This is a genomic window from Peptoniphilus sp. (assembly GCF_050943655.1).
Classification (GTDB): Bacteria; Bacillota; Clostridia; order Tissierellales; family Peptoniphilaceae; genus Peptoniphilus_A.
The window spans coordinates 1-4,293 of sequence record NZ_JBMNPQ010000097.1 but is presented as its reverse complement, the minus strand read 5'-3'; the positions used below and the strand labels follow the sequence as shown (position 1 = coordinate 4,293).

Here is a 4,293-nt window from a genome sequence, read left to right as displayed (position 1 = left end):
AACCTGGATTTAGAATTTTCTAGATTGCTGGCAGCTGACTTTTCTAGATAATTTAGATTATATCTCAGATAATTCTCATTAAGATGAAGTTTTGAACTGAAATTTTTATTTAAATAAAATTTCAAATTACTAAGTCTTCTATAATCATCATCTTTTTTTAGATCATAACTTTTTAAATTTATCTTTGCTTCAAGCATTCTATTTTGGTTAGAATGCATTTTGTTTTGAATATTAAAGTCCAAATGTCTCTTTAAAAAATCCAGTTTTCTCTCTTCTTTATTTATCAAACCGATTGGATTTTTTTGAGAAAGTGTGTTGAATAAATCTAAGTTTTGATATTTTTCGCGATGGATTCTATTGTTCATAGAATTAAAAAGATTTGATATTAAGTCAAAAAGCTCATTTATCAAATCTTTCTTACTTCCTGTAACAAGTTCTACTGCATTAGTTGGAGTTGAAGCTCTAAGATCAGCTACAAAATCCGAAATGCAAAAATCAATTTCATGACCAATAGCAGATATTATAGGGATATCAGAAGAATATATTTCTCTTGCAAGTTTTTCGTCATTAAAGGCAGATAAATCTTCGAAACTTCCGCCGCCACGTGCAATTACTATGGTGTCAACTTTTTTATTTTCATTAAAAAATTTAATACCATTTATCACACTTTCACTTGCGAGCCTCCCCTGTACAAAGCTAGGATACAAGTAAACATCGACTAAATTGTTCCTCTTATATAAATTGTTTAACACATCCCTTACTGCTGCTCCTGTATCCGATGTAATAAGGCCAATTGATTTTGGATATTTAACTATTTTCTTTTTATGGCGAGCATCAAATAAACCTTCAGACCCCAATTTTTTCTTAAGGTTTAGAAAATCTTGATATAAATAGCCTTCGCCGCGAAGTTTAATTTCATCTATATAAAAATTAATTTGTCCTTCTCTATCATAAAAAGAAACAACACCTGTTGCAATTATTGACATTCCTTCTTGAAGGTCAAAATCAAAATTTGCATTAGTCGAATACACAATGGCATTTATTCTAGACTTTTCATCTTTGAGCGAAAAATAAATATTTCCATTGGAATGTTTTTTTAGATTTGATATCTCACCTTCAACAGCTATATTTTTTATAAGATAGTCCATATCAATAATCTTTTTTATATAGTTATTTAATTCACTGACTTTAATGGCATTCTTTGACAAAGTTATAAACTCCTATAAATACTGCCCAAAATTCCATTTACAAATTTGGGTGAATCTTCAGTGCTGTATTGTCTAGCTATATCAACAGCCTCATTTATTGAAACTTCTGGCGGAATATCATCTTTATATAAGAATTCATATACAGCTATTCTTAATATTTGTCTGTCGACTTTTGCAAGCCTTGAAACAGTCCATCCTTTTAAGTTTTTTTCAATTGTATTATCTATTGTTTCAAGATTTTCTACTAAATCAGGTATTACACGATTAATATAATCCAGCTCATCACCTAGAAACTCATGATTATCAATAAATAATTCTAATGTTTTATTTGAATAATCGTTGCAAGCTTCCATCGCATACAATAGTTGCATTGCACCAATTCTTGCTTTCTTTCTACTCATGTTACTAATTAGTCTTCGCTTTTAACTGCAATGCCGTTAATATGAACATTAATTTCTACTACATCGAAATCTGTCATATTTTCGATGGCTTCTTTAGCAGCTTGTTGAACTTTTTCGCTAAGTTCTACAACTTTTACTCCATACTCAACTGTGATATATATATCTACAACAGTTTGTCTTTCTCCGACATTTACTCTAACGCCTTTATTTATATTTTTTGTATTTAAAATATCACTCATTTGGGACTTAAAGTTAGTTGAAACCTTTACTACACCTTCAACACTTTCTGCTGCTACTGTAGCAATTGTCGCAATAACATCATCTGATATTTTGATTTGTCCTTCTGATATATTTTCATCTATTAAATAATTTTCCACAATGACACCTCCAGATTTATTAAAATAATTATATCAAATTGTGTGTTTTTTATCAATTTAATGTAGGTTTGAAGTAGTAAATCGCGATAATTAATGCTTTAAAAATTGCCTTCTTATTGTATAAATAAAAAAGGCCCCTTAAGGGGCTAGGATAATTATTCTTCTTCAGTTTTATCTTCGTCTTCGTCGTCTTCGAATACTTCTAAACCATCAAAGTCGAAATCATCATCGTAAATATCATCATATATATCAAAGTCATCATCTTCATAAACATAATCTTCAAGATCTGATAAATCTTCTTCAATGATGTCTACATAATCTTCGATCTCTTCACGATAATCCATCATTTCGTCGATTACATCTTCGAGTATATCGATTAATTCGCTAATTAGCTTTCCTTCATTAGTTGATGTATCAAGATCATAACCATCAGCTAATCCTTTTAAATAAGATATTCTCTTTAGTAAATATTCCATAATATCCTCCGAATCTTTAGAGATTAAACTCTAGACATATATTCACCAGTTCTTGTATCAATTCTTATTACATCTGAAATATTAATAAATAGAGGTACATTTAAAGTAAATCCTGTTTCAACTTTAGCTGGTTTTGATCCACCACTTGATGTGTCCCCTTTAACTCCAGGTTCAGTTTCAACAACTTCTAATTCAACGAAGTTTGGTGGAGTAACTCTAAATGGTTTACCTTTATAGAAATTGATAGTTGCCATATCATTTTCTTTGATGTAATTTAGTGCTTCTTCTACCATATCTTTTTCTAGTGGAATTTGTTCGTAAGATTCTAAATCCATGAAATAGTATAGAGCTCCGTCTGAATATAGATATTGCATTTCTTTGTTTTCTATAACAACTCTTTCAAATTTTTCTGATGGATTGAAAGTCATATCTTTAATTCCACCGTTAAGTACTGATTTTATTTTTGTTCTTACAAAAGCAGCACCTTTTCCTGGTTTAACGTGTTGGAAATCTATTACTTCATAAACATCACCGTTCCACTCAAATGTAAGTCCTTTTCTTAAATCTCCTGCTGTAATCATAAAAGCCTCCTAATTAATATTGTTTTGTAAGGCAATTGGTTCAAATTGCACATAATAAGGCAATTCATTCCTAAATTTATCAAGAATGTTTTTATTGTATTCTACATTGGTATATGTATCATTACTAGAAAAATTAACTAAATATCCTTCTAAACTATTGATTTTAGATACCTTTGCCCCTTCGTTTAGTATTATTATACCAAATATTTTATAATCATTAAATATAACTTTATCATTTATTATTAAAAAACTGGCTAAATTGAAGTCGTCTTTTACTTCCAGTGTGCCGCTTTCTTGTAAAATAATGTCTTTATTCTGAATTGAGTGAATTGGGACAACTTCAACTGTAGTTAAACCTGTTTCTTCACTTACTACTTCTTGCTCTTCACAAATATAAGGTTTATTGTTAATTCTTTTAAAGATAAAGTCTCCATTTAATCTAATTATATCTCCATCAGATCTAAAATTTATAAATGCGTCTTTCATTTTTTTAAGTTTATTTGGTTTAACTTTATCAGAAGTAATAATCCCTGATTTATCTTTATAAAAATCATTAATTCCAGAACCAGATAGAGTAACTTTTGAGTCTATGTTTTTATACTTTACCTCTGAAAATAATATGACTCTATCGGGTAAGTTCCTTGTCGGTGACTTTTCAATATAAGAGCTACTTGACTGCAAATCTTTTGGAATAATTGTTGGAGTAATTTTAGTCTTTGTACTTTCTGATAAATAAAATTTTTTGAACTCATCGCGAAAATTATCGTCTGCCAAAATAATATTTATTAAGGATTCTGCCTTGTATTCTGAATTTATAACATCTTCTTTTTTATAAGTGATAAAACTAGACCTATTTATGTAGGCGTAGATAAAATAAAATAATATTGACATTAATGTTACAAGTAAAATTACATGTATATAAATAAAGCCTCTATTCTTTTTCATATTCTTTTACCCTCAGCGCAATAGACTCTTTGTAAGTCTTGCCATTATACAATATTTCTATATCCACAAAGTTGCCATTCACATTTAAATTAAAATCATCACATTTTTCTAATAATATATTGGAACCTTGTAAGGATAATTTTTTAGAGTCTAATGAATTTTTTGCCAATACATTTCTCTTTATTCTATTTCCAGATTTTACAAATGCCACGTACTTATAGACACTTCCTTCATCATGTATAAAATAATAATTGCCGCTTATATAAGCATAGTGTTGGCAAAAGTTAATGTCATCTTTTATATAA

Annotated in this window: 7 protein-coding genes; all 7 read right to left on the bottom strand. The window is 29.0% G+C overall.

What is annotated here, in order from left to right; translation table 11 throughout:
• Positions 1-1,208, bottom strand: a 1,208-nt coding sequence (gene xseA / locus ACOX6R_RS07375) for an exodeoxyribonuclease VII large subunit (RefSeq protein WP_433448796.1), incomplete at its 3' end; no start/stop codon positions are given.
• A 2-nt stretch (positions 1,209-1,210) separates the two neighbouring features.
• Positions 1,211-1,609: a transcription antitermination factor NusB gene (nusB, locus tag ACOX6R_RS07370; RefSeq protein ID WP_433448794.1), complete on the bottom strand. Its 399-nt coding sequence runs from the start codon at positions 1,607-1,609 to the stop codon at positions 1,211-1,213.
• Positions 1,610-1,617: 8 nt separating this feature from the next.
• The gene (locus ACOX6R_RS07365) at positions 1,618-1,989 is read right to left on the bottom strand and encodes an Asp23/Gls24 family envelope stress response protein (RefSeq protein WP_433448798.1); all 372 of its coding nucleotides are present in this window, start codon (positions 1,987-1,989) and stop codon (positions 1,618-1,620) included.
• A 152-nt stretch (positions 1,990-2,141) separates the two neighbouring features.
• Complete coding sequence (locus ACOX6R_RS07360; protein WP_433448792.1) at positions 2,142-2,462, bottom strand: CD1247 N-terminal domain-containing protein; 321 nt, start codon at positions 2,460-2,462, stop codon at positions 2,142-2,144.
• 23 nt (positions 2,463-2,485) lie between these two features.
• Positions 2,486-3,043 (bottom strand): elongation factor P, encoded by a 558-nt coding sequence (gene efp, locus ACOX6R_RS07355; protein ID WP_433448790.1) that lies wholly within the window; start codon positions 3,041-3,043, stop codon positions 2,486-2,488.
• A 9-nt stretch (positions 3,044-3,052) separates the two neighbouring features.
• On the bottom strand, positions 3,053-3,988 hold the full coding sequence (locus ACOX6R_RS07350) for a hypothetical protein (RefSeq protein ID WP_433448789.1): 936 nt from the start codon (positions 3,986-3,988) through the stop codon (positions 3,053-3,055).
• The coding region (locus tag ACOX6R_RS07345; RefSeq protein ID WP_433448787.1) for a hypothetical protein at positions 3,975-4,293 on the bottom strand (319 nt) is incomplete at its 5' end. The genes ACOX6R_RS07350 and ACOX6R_RS07345, both read right to left, overlap by 14 nt.

Excerpts from the sequence above, each read along its gene's own strand:
- nusB (WP_433448794.1), bottom strand. The coding sequence starts at position 1,609 with ATGAGTAGAAAGAAAGCAAGAATTGGTGCAATGCAACTATTGTATGCG.
- ACOX6R_RS07360 (WP_433448792.1), bottom strand. The coding sequence starts at position 2,462 with ATGGAATATTTACTAAAGAGAATATCTTATTTAAAAGGATTAGCTGAT.
- efp (WP_433448790.1), bottom strand. The coding sequence starts at position 3,043 with ATGATTACAGCAGGAGATTTAAGAAAAGGACTTACATTTGAGTGGAAC.
- ACOX6R_RS07350 (WP_433448789.1), bottom strand. The coding sequence starts at position 3,988 with ATGAAAAAGAATAGAGGCTTTATTTATATACATGTAATTTTACTTGTA.